The sequence below is a fragment of the Achromobacter sp. JCM 18799 genome (genome assembly GCF_055395645.1).
On record NZ_AP043866.1, the window covers coordinates 715,139 to 729,223 of the forward strand.

Annotated in this window: 14 protein-coding genes and 1 pseudogene; 3 read left to right on the top strand and 12 right to left on the bottom strand. The window is 68.0% G+C overall.

Annotated elements, in window-relative coordinates; all coding sequences use genetic code 11:
• Positions 1-118: 118 nt before the first annotated feature.
• Positions 119-1,228 (top strand): porin, encoded by a 1,110-nt coding sequence (locus ACZ5YA_RS03610; RefSeq protein ID WP_059380306.1) that lies wholly within the window; start codon positions 119-121, stop codon positions 1,226-1,228.
• 197 nt (positions 1,229-1,425) lie between these two features.
• On the opposite strand, the pseudogene ACZ5YA_RS03615 reads toward ACZ5YA_RS03610, so the two are convergent.
• The 6 genes and pseudogenes from ACZ5YA_RS03615 to ACZ5YA_RS03640 all read right to left on the bottom strand — a co-directional run bounded on the left by ACZ5YA_RS03615 (position 1,426) and on the right by ACZ5YA_RS03640 (position 5,588).
• Positions 1,426-2,245, bottom strand: a pseudogene (locus ACZ5YA_RS03615) (RsiV family protein).
• Between the two features lie 34 nt (positions 2,246-2,279).
• Entirely contained in the window at positions 2,280-3,056 is a 777-nt protein-coding gene (locus tag ACZ5YA_RS03620) for a lipoate--protein ligase family protein (protein ID WP_059380304.1), read from the bottom strand.
• Positions 3,053-3,328 (bottom strand): lipoate protein ligase C-terminal domain-containing protein, encoded by a 276-nt coding sequence (locus tag ACZ5YA_RS03625; RefSeq protein ID WP_013393496.1) that lies wholly within the window; start codon positions 3,326-3,328, stop codon positions 3,053-3,055. The genes ACZ5YA_RS03620 and ACZ5YA_RS03625 overlap by 4 nt, the downstream gene beginning before the upstream one ends.
• Positions 3,329-3,357: 29 nt before the next feature.
• Positions 3,358-3,822 carry a GNAT family N-acetyltransferase gene (locus ACZ5YA_RS03630; RefSeq protein ID WP_059380303.1) on the bottom strand — a complete coding sequence of 155 codons (465 nt, stop codon included), beginning with the start codon at positions 3,820-3,822 and terminating at the stop codon, positions 3,358-3,360.
• A gap of 10 nt (positions 3,823-3,832) precedes the next feature.
• Positions 3,833-4,534 carry a glutathione binding-like protein gene (locus ACZ5YA_RS03635; protein ID WP_059380302.1) on the bottom strand — a complete coding sequence of 234 codons (702 nt, stop codon included), beginning with the start codon at positions 4,532-4,534 and terminating at the stop codon, positions 3,833-3,835.
• Between the two features lie 148 nt (positions 4,535-4,682).
• Positions 4,683-5,588, bottom strand: a complete 906-nt coding sequence (locus ACZ5YA_RS03640; RefSeq protein ID WP_059380301.1) for a DMT family transporter — start codon at positions 5,586-5,588, stop codon at positions 4,683-4,685.
• 122 nt (positions 5,589-5,710) lie between these two features.
• Between ACZ5YA_RS03640 and ACZ5YA_RS03645 the strand changes: the two genes are divergently transcribed.
• A complete protein-coding gene (locus ACZ5YA_RS03645) occupies positions 5,711-6,178 on the top strand; it encodes an Lrp/AsnC family transcriptional regulator (RefSeq protein WP_059380300.1) in 468 nt (155 codons plus the stop codon).
• A gap of 8 nt (positions 6,179-6,186) precedes the next feature.
• On the opposite strand, the gene ACZ5YA_RS03650 is transcribed toward ACZ5YA_RS03645, so the two are convergent.
• From ACZ5YA_RS03650 to ACZ5YA_RS03665, 4 genes are all read right to left on the bottom strand, one after another.
• Complete coding sequence (locus tag ACZ5YA_RS03650) at positions 6,187-6,678, bottom strand: glutathione peroxidase (protein WP_059380299.1); 492 nt, start codon at positions 6,676-6,678, stop codon at positions 6,187-6,189.
• Positions 6,679-6,687: 9 nt separating this feature from the next.
• A complete protein-coding gene (locus ACZ5YA_RS03655; RefSeq protein ID WP_464092021.1) occupies positions 6,688-7,893 on the bottom strand; it encodes an MFS transporter in 1,206 nt (401 codons plus the stop codon).
• Between the two features lie 71 nt (positions 7,894-7,964).
• On the bottom strand, positions 7,965-9,161 hold the full coding sequence (locus ACZ5YA_RS03660; protein ID WP_464092022.1) for a DUF1501 domain-containing protein: 1,197 nt from the start codon (positions 9,159-9,161) through the stop codon (positions 7,965-7,967).
• A 33-nt stretch (positions 9,162-9,194) separates the two neighbouring features.
• A complete protein-coding gene (locus ACZ5YA_RS03665) occupies positions 9,195-10,730 on the bottom strand; it encodes a DUF1800 domain-containing protein (protein WP_464092023.1) in 1,536 nt (511 codons plus the stop codon).
• A gap of 235 nt (positions 10,731-10,965) precedes the next feature.
• Here ACZ5YA_RS03665 and ACZ5YA_RS03670 point away from each other — a divergent pair, with 235 nt between their 5' ends.
• On the top strand, positions 10,966-11,298 hold the full coding sequence (locus ACZ5YA_RS03670; protein ID WP_464092024.1) for a hypothetical protein: 333 nt from the start codon (positions 10,966-10,968) through the stop codon (positions 11,296-11,298).
• A gap of 38 nt (positions 11,299-11,336) precedes the next feature.
• Here ACZ5YA_RS03670 and ACZ5YA_RS03675 read toward each other — a convergent pair whose 3' ends face one another.
• Together ACZ5YA_RS03675 and phrB are read right to left on the bottom strand one after the other, a co-directional pair.
• Positions 11,337-12,296: a PAS domain-containing protein gene (locus tag ACZ5YA_RS03675; RefSeq protein ID WP_464092025.1), complete on the bottom strand. Its 960-nt coding sequence runs from the start codon at positions 12,294-12,296 to the stop codon at positions 11,337-11,339.
• Positions 12,297-12,418: 122 nt separating this feature from the next.
• Positions 12,419-13,837, bottom strand: a complete 1,419-nt coding sequence (gene phrB, locus ACZ5YA_RS03680) for a deoxyribodipyrimidine photo-lyase (protein WP_251880439.1) — start codon at positions 13,835-13,837, stop codon at positions 12,419-12,421.
• Positions 13,838-14,085 lie beyond the last annotated feature (248 nt).

A 14,085-nucleotide genomic window follows, 5' to 3' on the forward strand; every position in this document is an offset into this window, starting at 1 on the left:
CGTAACCAGAACTGACACATTGCGTCCCTAGAATTCGTTCCTGCCATGCGCCGAGCGCGCCGCACGCGATGCGTGCCAGCCCGGATGCGCATGTCTGTTCAATCAATGGGAATTTGCAATGAAAAAGACTTTGTTCGTCACCGCGATGCTGGCTGCCTTCGGCGCAACGGCGCAAGCGGAAACCTCGGTGACGCTCTACGGCCTGATCGATACGGGTATCGGCTACCAGCGCATCAAGGGCGACGGTTACCATGAGTCCAAGGTTGGCATGGTCAATGGCGTGTCCAGCGGTTCGCGCTGGGGCCTGCGCGGCGCCGAGGACCTGGGCGACGGCCTGAGCGCCGTGTTCACGCTGGAAAGCGGCTTCAACTCGGCCAACGGCACGTCGGGCCAGAACAGCCGCCTGTTCGGCCGCCAAGCCACCATCGGCCTGAAGAGCACCTCGTGGGGCCTTCTGGAACTGGGCCGTCAGACCAACATCGCCTCGAAGTACTTCGCCGCGATCGATCCGTTCGGCGGCAGCTACGGCCAGGCCAACGTCGGCGTGGCCTTCAGCGCCGCCAACACGGTCCGCTACGACAACATGGTGCAGTACTCGACGCCGTCGTTCAGCGGCCTGCAGTTCGGCATCGGCTACTCGTTCAACGCCTCCGACACGACTTCCACGCAGACCGGCTTCAAGACCGCCGACAACACCCGCGCCATCACCACCGGCCTGCGCTATGTCAGCGGCCCGGTGAATGTGGCGCTGACGTATGACCAGCTGAACCCGGCGAACCAGTTGAACGCCGACGCCACGCCCAAGTCGTGGATGATCGGCGGTTCGTACGATTTCGAAGTGCTGAAGCTGGCGCTGGCCTACGGCCAGACGCGTGACGGCTGGTTCACCGGCCAGGGCGCCAATGCCTTCGGCAGCGGCAGCCCCACGGCCAAGGGTTTTGGCACCAACGTTGCGGTGTCGGGCTTCAAGGCCAATTCCTACCTGGTGGGCCTGAGCGTGCCGATCGGCGGCGCCAGCAACCTCCTGGCGTCGTGGCAGCGCGCCGACACGGACAGCACCAAGCTGACCGGCGACGACGCCACCATGAACATCTACAGCCTGGGCTACACCTACAACCTGTCCAAGCGCACCAACCTGTACGCTTTGGGTTCGTATGCCACCAACTTCGCGTTCACCGACGGCGTGAAGAGCACGGTGGCCATGGTGGGCGTGCGTCACCGCTTCTAAGACGAGAGGCGCGCAAGGGCGGCGCGTGGGCGCCGCCCTGCCGCCGCGGTTGCACTGAGCGGACTGGGCGTCTTACCCGGCCACAGACGCGAAAAAAGCGGCCACCTCCCTAGCTCCATCCTCAGTCCGCTCAACCGAACCCCGGTTCGCTGCCACAGGGAGCGCCCGCGCAGGCCGCGGGCGCTTCCGGGGGCGGCCTACGAAGCCGGCAGCAGTTCCGGCTTCAGGATCCCGCGCAGTTCCGAATAGGGAATGCTCAGCTCGGGTTCGCCGTGCGAATACGGCGCGATGGAATAGGCGTCGTACTTGACCACGATGCCGTCGCGCGTCAGCGCGTAGTTGTCGCTTTCCTGGAACGGCCACATCTTGTTGTAGGCCGCCGGATCGCGGCGCGCGTCCGGATTGCCGGCCAGCCACTTGGCGTGCGCCTGGCGCAGCGCCGCCACGTATTGCGGATGGCGCCCCGGTATCAAGGCTTCTTCCAGGCTCATCACGCGGCCGCGGCTGCGTTCCCAGTTCAGGTACTGGGTGGCCGGAATGCCGTGCGCGGCGCCAGTGATGAATTGCTCGGTGTGCAGTTCCACGGCCACGACGTCACCCACCGTGTCCTTCACGCTGGCCTTGAAATAGGTGGCGTCGCGCGGACGCGCGACCGACCAGAAATACTGCGTGTATTCGGACAGCGTGTCGTAAGGGCCGCGGCGGTTGGCGTCGGTGCCGGTCATGTAGGCCAGCACGTGGTCCACCAGCGCGGTCAGCTTGGGTATGCCCGGAAACGCGACGCTGTCGATTTCGATGCGGGGGGCAATCGCCCTCGCAGCCCGGTTTGCTGGATGCCCACTTGATGCGCTCGGTGGACAAGTCGCCGACTTTTTCCGGTGTGGACGCCGAGGCCGGCGCCTGCGTGGCCAGGGTGATGTCGGCGGGCGGCGTGCTGCCGCAGCCCACCAGCGCCAGCAGGGCCGCGCCCAGGATGAGACCGCTTATCGCGCCTTGCGGCGTGAATGTGCGACGCATTGAAACTACCTCCAGAAAATCGGGGCGCGGCCGTTCAGGGCACCACGCCGGTCCATTCGGGCGTGGAGAACTTCTCGGCCGCCTGCGCTTGCGCGCGCGCCAGCGTGTCGCTGCCTATCTGCCCGGGGGTGAGACGGTGCAGGCCGGCAAAAGTTTCCACCATGCGGTCAATGATCACTTCCCGCGCCAGCCCGGTCTGGGTGCGCAAGGGATCGACGCGCTTCTTGGCGCTGGTGGTGCCTTTGTCCGACAGTTTTTCGCGGCCGATGCGCAGGACCTCGACCATTTTATCCGCGTCGATGTCGTAGGACATGGTGACGTGGTGCAGCACCGCGCCGCCGCGGCGGGCCTGCGCCGCGCCGCCGATCTTGCCGATGTCCGAGGCGATGTCGTTGAGCGGCTGGTACCAGGCCTTGATGCCCAGGCCCTGCAAGGCGGTCAGCACCCAGGCGTCCAGGAAGGCGTAGGACTCCTGGAAGCTCATGCCGTGCACCAGCGCCTGCGGGGCGCTGAGCGAATAGGTGATGGAGTTGCCGGGCTCCATGAACATCGCGCCGCCGCCGCTGACGCGGCGCACGACCTGGATGCCATGGCGGCGCGCGCCGTCGGGGTCGACTTCGTTCTTGAGCGATTGGAAGCGGCCGATCACGACCGCGGGCGCCGCCCATTCCCAGATGCGCAGGGTGGGCGGGCGCAGGCCGGCGCCGACCTCGTCGGTGATGACGGCGTCCAGCGCCATGTGCAGCACCGGGTCTTGCGGCCCTTCATGGATCAGTTGCCAGTCGTAGTCGTTCCAGTCGGTGCGCGTCATGCCAGCGCCCTCCGCAGCACCACGGCGACGGCCTCGGCCGAGAAGCCGAACATTTCGGCATCGGCGGGCAGCGCCGATTGCACGGCCAGCGCCAGTTCCAGTTCGCCGGCATCGGCCGGCAGGCCGTTCAGGCCGCTGTTGATGGCGTCCAGGGCCTCGGGCGGTTCAAGAAAAAAGTCGCCGCTGATGCGCACGTCGGCCAGGCGGCCGTCGCGCACTTCCAGATCCGCGACGACCAGTTTGCCGCCGGGGACTTTGTATTCGCCATGCATGGGCGTTCCTTCCAAATCAGTACTGAAAACTACAGGCTGAGCTTCATGCCGTCGTGGCTGGCCTTGAAGCCCAGGCTTTCATAGAACCTGCGCGCATCGGGGCGGGCGCGGTCGGTGGTCAGCTGCACCAGGCTGCAGCCCTGGGTGCGGCATTGCTCGATCGCCCACTCGAACATCCTGCGTCCGAGGCCGGCGCCGCGCGAGGACGAGGCGATGCGCACGCTCTCGATCTGCCCGCGCCACTGGCCCAGCCGCGACAGGCCGGGTATGAACGATAACTGCAAACAGCCGACCAGTTGCGAGTCCTGCTCGACCACGGCCAGGAATTGATTGGAATCCTGGCCGATTGCGGCAAAGGCGGCAGCATAGCGCGGGTCCAGCGGCAGCGCGGGATTCTCGCGCGTGGCGCCGAGCTCGTCATCGGCCAGCAGGGCGACGATGCCCGGCAGATCCCCCAGGCGCGCGCGGCGGAAAACCAGTTGCGGGTCGGGCATGGCGGCTCCTTCAGCGGGCGGTGTTCTGGGCGGTCTGGCCGAACAGGATGCGGCGCGATTCCTCGTCGCTGACGGAGGGCGCCGTATTGATGGTGTCGGCCAGGGCATAGGCGCGCTGCGTGGCGGGGCGGGCCGCAATGGCGTCGAACCAGCGCTTGAGGTGCGGGAACTCGTTCAGGTCCTGGCCCTGCTTGGCGTGCGGCACGATCCAGGGGTAGGCCGCCATGTCGGCGATGGAATAGTCGCCGGCGACGAATTCGCGGTCCGCCAGGCGCTTGTTCAATACGCCGTAGAGACGGTTGGTTTCCTTGACGTAGCGGTCGATGGCGTAAGGAATGCGCTCTTGCGCGTAGCCGGAAAAGTGGTGGTTCTGGCCGGCCATGGGACCCAGGCCGCCCATCTGCCAGAAGAGCCATTGTGACACTTCGGCGCGGCCGCGCAGGTCGGCGGGCAGGAAGCGGCCGGTCTTCTCGGCCAGGTACAGCAGGATGGCGCCCGACTCGAACAGCGAGATCGGCGCGCCGCCGCCGGCCGGGGCCTGGTCGACGATCGCCGGAATGCGGTTGTTCGGCGCGATCGCCAGGAACTCGGGCTTGAACTGATCGCCGCGGCCGATGTTCACCGGATGGATCTTGTAGGGCAGGCCGGTTTCTTCGAGGAACAGCGTGATCTTGTGGCCGTTGGGGGTGGTCCAGTAGTAGAGATCGATCATGGGATGTCCTGTGCGTTGCGCCGGCGGCGGCCGGCGCAGGGAAAAGCCATGATAGCGGGGCCGGGTTGGCGCCGGCCCCAATAACCGGGGGGCGGGTACGGGTTTGCCCCGGTGGCGGCCCGGGGCTTGCCCATGCCGCGGCCCGCATTCAGGCCGTGCCCGCGCGCGGCCGCCCCGGCAGGCGCCAGCTCCAGTTCAGGCTCACGCCCGCCGCCGCCAGGAAGATCATGGCCACGCCCGCGATCTGCGTGGCGTCCATGCGGTGTCCGTAGACCACGAAGTCCAGCAGGATGGCGACGGCGGGATAGATGAAGCTCAACGCGGCGGTGGACGTGGTCGGCAGCTTCTGGATGGCCGAGTACATCAGGATGTACATCAGGCAGGTGTGGATCAGCCCCAGCGCCACCAGATAGCTCCATTGCAGGGGCGCGGCGGGCAGGGCGTTGAAGTCCGCCATGGGCAGCAGCATCACCGCGCCCAGCGTCACCTGCACCAGCGCCAGCACCTGCGGCGGAATGTGCTTGAGCCGCTTGACGATGATGGCGGTGACGCCATAGAGCGCCGCCGCGCCCAGCCCCAGCATCAGCCCCGACAGGTAGGCCCGGCCGTCCGCGCCGCCCGCGTCGGACAGGCGCAGCACCAGCATCAGGCCGGCGAAGGCCAGCACGGACCAGGCCAGCTTGCCGCGCGTGGGCCGTTCGCCCAGGAACAGCACGCCCAGGCCGATCAGGAAGAAGGGCTGCACGTTGTAGACCGCGGTGGCCAGCGAAATGGACGCCAGCCGGTAGGCGGAAAACAGCAGCACCCAGTTCAGCACCAGCGCGGCGCCCGCGGCCAGGGCCAGCGCCAGCGTGCGGGCGGTAAACAGGCCCGGCTTGAGCAGGCCGCGCGCCCAGCAATACAGGAACAGGGAGAGGGCGCCGAACACGCAGCGGAAGAAAACCACGTTCCAGGCGCTTTGCCCCGACTCCAGCACAAACACGCCCAGGGTGCCGGACAGGGTCATCGCCGCGGCCATCTGGGCCAGGCCCACGCGTTCTGATGAGGGATTCATGAGGGTTCTCCAGGGCCGTGCGGCCGCGATGTTCGATGGAGAAATTATCCCAGGCGGATCAAGCTGGTTATATGATGTTGATGTGGTGAATCGATTCCGAAACCTTTGTTTAGGTGGAATTTATGCAAAACGACCTAAAAAGTGAAAGCCCGGTCCTGGACGGCATCGACCGCCGCCTGGTGGAGACGCTGACGGCCAATGCGCGCACCACCACGGCCGACCTGGCGCGCCAGGTCGGGATGTCCGCGCCCAGCGTCGCGGACCGCTTGCGGCGGCTGGAAGAGTCGGGCGTGATCCGCGCCTATACCCTGGACGTGGACCCGGTGGCGCTGGGCTACGCGCTGGAGGCCATCGTCCGCATCCGCCCCTTGCCCGGGCAGCTACGCCACGTGGAAGGCCTGATCCAGGAAATCCCGGAATTCGTGGAATGCGACAAGGTGACGGGCGACGATTGCTTCATCGCCCGCGTGGTGCTGCGCTCGATCTCGCATCTGGACGGCATCCTGGAGCGCGTGACCGAATACGCCGAAACCAACACCGCCATCGTCAAGTCGCACACGGTGCGCCGCCGGTTGCCGCCGCTGCGCTGACGCGCGGCTCAGACCGGCGCGGACAGCGCCTTTTCGATGTCGTCCTTGATGCCGGCCGGCGTGTCGGTGGGCGCGTAGCGCTTGATGACCTGGCCGTCGCGGCCCACCAGGAACTTGGTGAAGTTCCACTTGATGCCCTCGGTGCCGAAGACGCCGGGCTTCTCGCCCTTGAGCCAGCGGTACAGCGGATGGGCGTCCTCGCCGTTGACGTTGATCTTGGCGTAGAGCGGGAAGGTGATGTCGTACTGCGTGCTGCAGAAATTGCGGATTTCGGCTTCGTCGCCGGGTTCCTGGTGGCCGAACTGGTCGCAAGGAAAGCCCAGCACCGCGAAGCCGTCGTCGTGGAACGAGCGGTAGAGTTCTTCCAGGCCGGCGTACTGCGGCGTGAAGCCGCATTTGGAGGCCACGTTCACCACCAGCAGCACGCGGCCGCGGTAGGTGTCCAGGGACTGTTCCGTGCCGTCGATGGCGCGGGCGGAAAAATCGTAGAGGGTGCTCATGCGGGCTCCTTAGGCGTCCGAACGCGAGGGCGTCAGCGCGCCGGCTTGTTGTCCAGCGAGTGTAGCCCCGGCGTCGCGGCCGTAGTAGCGCGTACCCCACAAGGTCAGCAGCAGGACGGCGGCGGTGATGCCGGCCGACATCCAGGGCAGGTCCGTCAGCGGCAGGCCGTGGCCCAGCGCCACGCTGCCCAGCCAGGCGCCGCCCGCATTGCCCAGGTTGAATGCGCCCTGATTGAGGGTCGACGCCAGGTTGGGCGCGTCGGCCGCCTGGTCCACGATCAGCGTCTGCAGCAACGGCACGACGGCAAAGCCCAGCACGCCCCAGATGAAGGTCATGACCAGCATGGGGGCCAGCGCGTGGATGGCCTGGCTGAGCGCCAGGAACACCAGCAGCAGGCCAATGAAGATGCGGCGCAACGACACTTCCAGGTTGCGGTCGCCCAGTTTGCCGCCCAGGGTGCTGCCCACCGTCAGCGCCACGCCGAAGAGCAGCAGCACGCCGGTGACGCCGCGTTCGGACACGCCGGTCACTTCGCGCAAGAGCGGCGCGATGTAGGTCAGCACGCAGAACAGCGCTGCGGAGGCAAGCACGCTGGCGGCCAGCGGCCAGACCACGCGCGCGTCGCGCAGCACCTTGAATTCGCGCAGGATGTTGCCGGGCCGCATGGGGATGCGCGCCGGCAGCCACGCAGCCAGCGCGGCCACGGCCAGCAAACCGATGCCGCTGACCACCCAGAACGTCGAGCGCCAGCCGGCCACCTGACCCAGCGCCGTGCCCAGCGGTACGCCCAGCACATTGGCCAGCGTCAGGCCGGTGAACATCAGCGCGATGGCGCTGGCGCGCTGGTTGCGCGCCACCAGGTCCGCGGCCACCACCGCGCCCAGGCCGAAGAAGGCGCCATGGCAGAACGCGGTGAACACGCGAGCGGCCATCAGCAAGCCGTAATTCGGCGCCAGCGCGCACAGCAAATTGCCCACCACGAAGGTGCTGGCCAGGCCGATCAGCGTGGCCTTGCGCGGCAGCCTGGCGGTAATGATGGCCATGATGGGCGCGCCGATCACCACGCCCATGGCGTAGCCGGTGATCAGCAGGCCGGCGATGTCGATGCTGACTTGAAGGTCCTGGGCGACGTTGGGCAGGAGGCCCATGATGACGAACTCGCTGGTGCCGATGCCGAAAGCGGCGGCGGCCAGCGCGATGAGGTGCAGGGGCATGGGAGAAGGGCCGGGACGAAAGGGAGGGCCGCGGCGGCAATGACTGGGCAAGGACGGAATTCTAGCGCAGGCTAGACCAGCTTCAGGTCCACGGGCGCGACGCCCGGAAACACCTGCGCCAGCCGCGCGCGGTCCAGCCCGTACAGCCGCGAGAACAGGCCGGCGAACACGGCGCGGTACTCATTCAGCACGGGATAGTCGCGGTCCTGGAACAAGGTCTCGCGCTTGACCTCCACCTGGCGGCCCGCGATGCGTCCGCCGCGCACATTGCCGCCCATGATCCAGTAGACCGTGCCGTGGCCGTGATCGGTGCCCTTGTTGCCGTTCTCGCGGAAAGTGCGGCCGAATTCGCTGATGACCACGACCGTGGTCTGCTTCCAGGCCGGGCCCATGGCGTCGGCATAGGCGGCCAGCGCCCGGCCCAACTGGCCCAGGCGGTTCGACAACAGGCCGCTGGCGGCGCCCTGGCCGACGTGGGTGTCCCAGCCGCCGACGTCGACGAAACCCAGGTTGTAGCGGTCGGTCATGAAGCGCGCGATGCGGCGCGCCTCCTGTTCCAGCCTGTCGGCCGACACGGCGTTGCCGCTGGCGGCCTGCATTTCCGCGTCGATCTCCTCGCGCGCCGCGCCCATGACGCGCTGTCCCTCGGCGACCGAGGCATGCAGATCGGTGTTCCGGTACATGGACTCGATGACGCGGTTGTCGTCCGCCGTCAGCCGCGACTTGCGCGCGGCGCCGATCAGGTCGACGTTGGGCACGGGTTCGTCGCCGCGGAAGATCTGCGGCACCTCGCTGGTGAATGCGGCGGGTCGGGGCCGGCCCGTGTTCAGCGTCGCCGCGAGCCGGTTCAGGAAGCCCGAACGGTAGTCGCCGCCCTTGCTCGCGCCTTGCCCCAGTTCGATGCTGTTCTGGGTTTCGAAATGGCTGCGGCTGGTGTCGTCGGTGCCGGCGAACGGCAGGAACGCGAGTTGGCGCCTTTCGTAGTAGGGCAGCAGGCTTTCGGCCAGTGCCGGGTGCAGGGCCCAGCCGTCGCTCAGGGGCAGGGCGGCGCCGGGGCCGCCGCCCGGGCGGGCAATGGCGATGTTGGGCCGGGATTCGTAATAGAAGTCGCTCGTGGCCGGCACCAGCAGGCTGGCGGCGTCGTAGGCGCCGCGCATGAAGACAAGCAGCAGGCGGTTGCCGGAAGCGGCGGGGGCGGCGTACAAGCGGCTGCTGCCCAGCGCCAGCGGTGCGGAGGCCATCAGTTGCAACAGGCGGCGGCGGTCCATGATCCGTTCCCTTGTTCTTGTCCTGCGGGCGCTTCAGCGGCGCATGAATTCAGGCGAGGCCAGCAGATAGAGGTTGGCGTCCCGGGACGATCCTGCTTGCGCGATGGCCTCGCGCGTGGCGGGCGACAGTCCGGCGAACAGGCCGTTGCCCTCGTTTGCCTTCAGCAGGTTCGGCAGGCGCGGCGGATTGGCCGGCGCGGCGCCGTCCTCCTGATACAGGGCCTTGGCCGCGCCAACCACCGCGCCGGCGACCTCGAAGCGCACGGCCATCTGCCCGGACCCGGACCAGTCCGCCTTGCCCATCGGATAGCCGTCAGGCGTCAGGCGCTGGTTCAGCGGCTGGCCGAGCTGCTTCAGCATACCCAGGCCCGGCTGGGGATTCAGGATCGGCGGCATGTCGCCATAGGCCAGCCGCAGCGACGAATAGACGTAGTGCACGGGATCCTTGAACACGCCGGTCTTGAGCGAGGCCGCGAACTCCGGCGACGCGAACAGCGTGCGCAGGGTGGCGGCGATGTCGCCGTCGGCGGCGAGGAAGGTCTTGCTCATCTTGCCGACCAGCGTCGCGGGCGGATTGTCGCCCACGAAGTAAGCGGCGAGCTTGCCGCTGACATGCCTGGCGGTAGCCGGGCTGCGGGCCAGCAGATCGGCCGCCTCGTCCACTTCCCGAATCCCGGCCGCGGCTATGCGATGGCCCAGGAACGTCTTGTCGCCCTGGTCGTGGCGCGCGGGGTTGAAGAGAAACAGTCCTTCCTGCACGACCTGCGCACGCCATTGCGGCCGGACCTTGGGCGGTTCGGGCTTGGCGGCGACGCCCATGCCGGTCAGGATGCGGGCCAGTTCCTGCACGTCGGCCTGCGTGTATCCGCCGCCCACGCCCAGCGTATGCAGTTCCATCAGCTCGCGCGCGTAGTTCTCGTTGATCTTGCCGGCGACATTCTGCGCATTGTCCAGATAGATCAGCATGGCAGGCGCGCGCATGGTGGCCTTCAGCAGGTCGCCGAACTTGCCCAGCGCATGCGGGCGGATGGCTTGGTCTTCGTATTGCGAAAGAAAGATGCCCACGTCGCCTTTCTGCAGGTCGATATTGAAGTGGTTCATCCAGAACCAGGTCATCTGGTCCTGCAACTGCCTGTCCGAATACAACGCGCGCCACACGGCGCGCTGGTTGACCTCCGCGGCCCGCTGCAGCGAAAACTGGCGGGCTTCGCGCATGGCTTTCTGCTGTTCGTCCGGCGGCAGCTTTTTGGCCGCGGCGCGCATGTCCAGCTGGGTCGCGCGCGCGTCCTCGTCGGAGCGCTGCGAGATCGAGAGCGCGTCGATGCGCTCCTGCACCGCCGGCGGCAGCTTGCCTTCGGCGGCGGGGCGCAGTTGCGCCTGCAGGTAGCGTTCGGGTCCCATCTTCTGGATGCGGGCCAGCTCGGCAGGCGTTGCGCCCCAGGTCACGCGGTTGACCAGGGCGGCTTCGCCCGTCCGGTTGTCGGGTTCCGCTTGAGCCAGCGCGGTCGCGGCCAGCGGCAGCAGCAGCAGGGGCGTGGCGCGCAGCAGGCGCAGGCACAAGAGCTTCATGGGGCGGATACCTTGCGGAAGGCAACTTGAGGTAAGACAGGATAGTCCCCAATGAATTCACCCCGGCCCGGCATTGAAACGCGCCGAAATGGGTTTCTGCGTGGACACCTGCGCGGATGTCCGCGCCATCCCGCCCATCTCCGCGCGCGGCGCGGGGCCTTTGCGCGGATCGCGGCGCGGCCGTCCTATCATGTGCGCATCGCAGCAATGCACGAGCGCCCGCAGGAGGCCGACCATGGAAGGAATGACCCAACGCCTGGAGGCGATGCTGGCCAAGGGCACGGACAACATGCTGTTGCGCTTTTCGCTGGGCAAGGCCTATGCGGAGCAAGACTGTTTCCGCCAGGCCGAGACCCATCTGCGCGCGGCGCTGGCGTTCGATCCCGCCTATTCGGTGGCCTGGAAATGGCTGGGCAAGGCTTGCCTGGGACAAGGCGACAAGGCCGGCGCGCGCGCCGCCTGGGAGTCAGGCTTGCAGGCCGCGCAGGCGCGCGGCGATCAGCAGGTGGTGAAGGAGTTGCAGGTGTTCATCAAGCGGCTGGACAAGGAGGCCGCGGCCGGCGGTTGACGCGCGGGCGCGGCGCGGGGCCATGCCGGGCAACAGGCCTAGGCGGCCGGGTGCGCAGGCCGCGGCTGGGCGCGCGCGATCCGCAATACCTCGATGGCGTGGCGCAGATCCTCTGTTTCGACCCGCTGCGCAACCGTTCCAGACGCGTCCGCGATGCCGGTGTGCACGTCGCGGGCCAGTCCGACCAGGTTCCTGCGCGTGGCCTCCAGCGAAAACCTGAGCGCGCCGGTTTCATCGTCCGGATTGCCTGGCGCCAGCGGCGTGCCCAGATTGCCGGCGGCGATCTGCCGTGTGAAGTCGGTGGCCGTGTTCAGCAAGCCGGAAAGCGTGCGGGCGTAGGCCCAGCCCGAAGCGAAGATCAGGCAGACGCCGGCGGCCAGTACCGCAGCAGCCAAGGCCAGTTGTTCGATATTCAGATTGGCCGCCATGCCGTGCAGCGCGATGCCGCCAGCGGCCAGGAACAGCGCGGACGAAAGTCCCGCCCAGGCCAGCATGCGCGCGCGTATGCCCGACGCCCGCCAGTCGCGCAGACGCGCCAGCAGGCCTCCCGGCACGATCCGTCCCGCGCGCAATCGCAAGCCGCCGGTAATGCCGGTGCGCAGGCGCCGGTAGGCGCTGTCTGCCGTCTCGATCTGGGCGCGCGTCGGCTTTACGCGCACGCAGGCATAGCAGACGGTGACGCCGCGCTCCACCACCGGGGTGATGCTGGCCAGCGACCAATAGTGGCCGCCATGCTTGCGCCGGTTCTTGATCACGCCCGTCCAGGACTGGCCGCGCTGTATCGTGCGCCACAGGTCGTCGTAGGCGGCCAGCGGCATGTCGGGATGGCGCATGGTGTCATGGCCCTTGCCCATCAGGTCCGCTTGCGTGTAACCGCTGACCTCCAGGAAGGCGGGATTGGCGTAGATGATGCGGCCGCGCGCGTCGGTGCGGGTGATGAGGCACTGCTCGTCGTGCAGCGTGTATTCCTGGTCGTGGACCTGCGGATGGTCGCGCATGGCTGTGTCGTCCTGCGATCGGCGTTGGCGGGATGTCGCAGACCGATCATCCGGGACGCGGACGGAAGCGGCGTTGACCTAGGTCAAGCGCGGCCGACGTCGTTCCCGCCCGCGGCCAGCGCTCAGGCCGGCGGCAGCCCGCTGAACGCCTCCAGCGCGCGCAGCCGGCTCTGGGCCAGGTCGACAATGGGCAGCGGATAGCCAGCGGCGGCGCGCTCCATGGGGCTGGGGTCATGGATGGCGCGGCTGTCCAGATGCGCCAGTTCCGGCAGCCATTCGCGCAGGAACACGCCGTCCGGATCGAACTTGCGCGACTGCGACAGCGGATTGAAGATGCGGAAGTAGGGCACGGCGTCCGCGCCCGTGGAGGCGCTCCATTGCCAGCCGCCGTTGTTGGCGGCGAGATCGCCGTCCACCAGCTGCGCCATGAACCAGGCTTCGCCCAGCCGCCAGTCGATCAGCAGGTTCTTGGACAGGAACATGGCAGTCACCATGCGCAGGCGATTGTGCATCCAGCCCAGCGCCAGCAACTGCCGCATGGCCGCGTCGACGATGGGAATGCCGGTCTGGCCCTGCTGCCAGGCATACAGGTCCTCCGGCGCGTCGCGCCACGGCACCGCGGCAGTTTCCGGCTTCATGGGCTGGTGCATGGACAGCACGGGGTAGGCGGCCAATAGATGCTGGTAGAACTCGCGCCATAGCAATTCGTTGATCCAGGTGGCGGCGCCGCGCTTGCCGCCTTCCACCTCGCCATGGTTGGCGGTCAGCGCGGCGCGCAAGGCCTGGCCCGGCGACAGCACGCCTGCCGCCAGATAGGGCGACAGGCAGCTGGTGGCGGGCAGCGAGGGAAAATCGCGTTCTTCCTGGTAAGCGTCAATGACGCCGTCGGCAAAGGCGTCGAGCCGTTCGCTGGCCGCGTGCTCCCCGGCAGGCCAGAGCGCGCGTACGGGCTCGGCGGGCGCGTCGAACCCTTCGAAGGCCGCGGGCAGCGGATCCGCCGGCCAGGGCGGCGGGGTCTGCGCGCGCGGGGCCGGCAGGGCGCGAAGCGGCGCCGTGCGCAGCCGTTCGCGGCAGGCGCGCGCGTAAGGGGTGTAGACGCGGTAGCACTCGCCCTTGCCGGTCAGCACCGTGCCGGGCCGCAGCAGCGAAGCGCCATGATGCAGCGTCCAGTCCACGTCCAGGGTCCGCAGGCGGGCGGCGACCGCGGCATCGCGGCGGCGTTCGTTGACGGCCCATTCGGCGTTGACGTGAACCTGGCCGATGGCGTGGTCGCGGCAGAAAGCGGCCAGCGCGTCCGGCGCCTGGCTCCAGTCATGCACCGTCAGCAGCCGCAGCGGAATGCCCAGGCGGCCAAGCTCGCGCGAAAGTTCGCGCAGATTGCGCAGCCAGAAATCGACCTTGGCCGGCGCGTCGCCATGCAGCCGCCATTGGCCGGGCGCGGCCAGGAACAGGGCGGTGACCGTGCCGGCTTCGGCGGCGGCGGCCAGGGCAGGGTTGTCATGCGCGCGCAGGTCGGTGCGCAGCCAAAGCAGCGTGTTCATGGGCGGTCCAGGGCAGGGGGCGGCGAGGCTGGCATTCTATATTGCGCCCGCCGCGCGGACGCGCCGGCAGACCGGTCTTGGAAGACGATGTAAAAACTACGAGTAGATGTGTCCTGGCCTGCCCAGGCCGGCGCCGCCGGCCTCGCGGGGGAAAGCGCTCGGCGCGGCCGGATCGCGGCGCTTTGCGGTCAAACCATGAAACACGCTGGCGCGCCACGGATATTGACGCGGCCTGGACCCCGCCATGT

What these genes read in the sequence shown, in the direction of transcription:
- ACZ5YA_RS03660 (WP_464092022.1), bottom strand. Translation starts at nt 9,161, where the DNA reads ATGGACCGCCGCCGCCTGTTGCAACTGATGGCCTCCGCACCGCTGGCG.
- ACZ5YA_RS03670 (WP_464092024.1), top strand. Translation starts at nt 10,966, where the DNA reads ATGGAAGGAATGACCCAACGCCTGGAGGCGATGCTGGCCAAGGGCACG.
- ACZ5YA_RS03635 (WP_059380302.1), bottom strand. Translation starts at nt 4,534, where the DNA reads ATGATCGATCTCTACTACTGGACCACCCCCAACGGCCACAAGATCACG.
- ACZ5YA_RS03655 (WP_464092021.1), bottom strand. Translation starts at nt 7,893, where the DNA reads ATGCCCCTGCACCTCATCGCGCTGGCCGCCGCCGCTTTCGGCATCGGC.
- ACZ5YA_RS03610 (WP_059380306.1), top strand. Translation starts at nt 119, where the DNA reads ATGAAAAAGACTTTGTTCGTCACCGCGATGCTGGCTGCCTTCGGCGCA.
- ACZ5YA_RS03675 (WP_464092025.1), bottom strand. Translation starts at nt 12,296, where the DNA reads ATGCGCGACCATCCGCAGGTCCACGACCAGGAATACACGCTGCACGAC.
- phrB (WP_251880439.1), bottom strand. Translation starts at nt 13,837, where the DNA reads ATGAACACGCTGCTTTGGCTGCGCACCGACCTGCGCGCGCATGACAAC.
- ACZ5YA_RS03650 (WP_059380299.1), bottom strand. Translation starts at nt 6,678, where the DNA reads ATGAGCACCCTCTACGATTTTTCCGCCCGCGCCATCGACGGCACGGAA.
- ACZ5YA_RS03665 (WP_464092023.1), bottom strand. Translation starts at nt 10,730, where the DNA reads ATGAAGCTCTTGTGCCTGCGCCTGCTGCGCGCCACGCCCCTGCTGCTG.
- ACZ5YA_RS03625 (WP_013393496.1), bottom strand. Translation starts at nt 3,328, where the DNA reads ATGCATGGCGAATACAAAGTCCCCGGCGGCAAACTGGTCGTCGCGGAT.
- ACZ5YA_RS03630 (WP_059380303.1), bottom strand. Translation starts at nt 3,822, where the DNA reads ATGCCCGACCCGCAACTGGTTTTCCGCCGCGCGCGCCTGGGGGATCTG.
- ACZ5YA_RS03645 (WP_059380300.1), top strand. Translation starts at nt 5,711, where the DNA reads ATGCAAAACGACCTAAAAAGTGAAAGCCCGGTCCTGGACGGCATCGAC.
- ACZ5YA_RS03640 (WP_059380301.1), bottom strand. Translation starts at nt 5,588, where the DNA reads ATGAATCCCTCATCAGAACGCGTGGGCCTGGCCCAGATGGCCGCGGCG.
- ACZ5YA_RS03620 (WP_059380304.1), bottom strand. Translation starts at nt 3,056, where the DNA reads ATGACGCGCACCGACTGGAACGACTACGACTGGCAACTGATCCATGAA.